This is a genomic window from Oleiphilus sp. HI0132 (assembly GCF_001635845.1).
In genome coordinates, this window is sequence record NZ_LWGJ01000045.1 from 1 (window position 1) to 893 (window position 893).

2 protein-coding genes are annotated in these 893 nt (G+C 47.1%); both read right to left on the bottom strand.

Annotated features, from left to right (window positions below):
• A partial coding sequence (locus tag A3766_RS00715) for a SulP family inorganic anion transporter (protein WP_197479143.1) occupies positions 1-338 on the bottom strand: 338 nt, incomplete at its 3' end.
• A 136-nt stretch (positions 339-474) separates the two neighbouring features.
• On the bottom strand, positions 475-893 hold a 419-nt coding region (locus tag A3766_RS00720; RefSeq protein ID WP_156508576.1), incomplete at its 5' end, for a DUF3362 domain-containing protein.

The following is an 893-nucleotide window of genomic DNA, read 5'->3' on the forward strand; positions in this document are numbered from 1 at the left end:
ATGCGAATAAACTTGCCTAGTTTTAGCATGCCTGCCGCAATTTGTATGATTCCCATTAAAACTACCGTAGCAAAGAGGTATTCAACACCGTGTTGTGCGACCAGCGATACCATAACAACGGCAAGAGCACCGGTAGCACCCGAAATCATTCCTGGTCGACCACCGATACAAGCCGTAATGAGTCCGACCATGAAAGCAGCATACAAACCAACAATTGGCTCCACGCCTGCAACAAAGGCAAATGCAACAGCTTCAGGGACTAGCGCCAATGCAACGGTTAAGCCGGATAGGACGTCGTTCTTGATACTGAGATGCGAGCTTGCGCGGGGTTCGAACATGAATACCTCTGGTTGAGAGAAGGCTTCTCTCGGTCATTAAAATGTCGTTTAAACGGGGGGGCGGATTATAGGGATTGTTGTGCAGCAATACAAATTTGTGAGTATTGCTGCACACTTTTAGGTCTGTTAAATATTCTTACTTACTTTTACGGGGAGGAAGGCCAGTATGCTGGGTCAGAATCTTTCCCTTTTGATTCTTTCTATTTCCCTGCTTGTTCTTATTTCCTGGTCTTTGAGCCGCTTTTCTATTCTGGCTCATCTTGGCACCTTGCTTAGTACCTTTAACTGGTTGGTTTGGTGGAACGAGATGTTTTTTCCCATAGCCAATCAAATGAGCCTTACCCATCGCTTTAAGCGCTTCTCGCAACAGTGGCCAGTTGTCCGGGTCGTGATATCTCAAAAACGCTTTATGTAGGCGTCGCTGTTTTATGCCCTTGGGAATGGACACCTTTTCTGTCTTGTAATTGATCCGGTGGAGCGGATCTCTCTCGGAATGGTACATGGCGGTGGCGCTAGCCATCGGTGAGGGATAAAAGTTTTGTACCTGATCCGCCC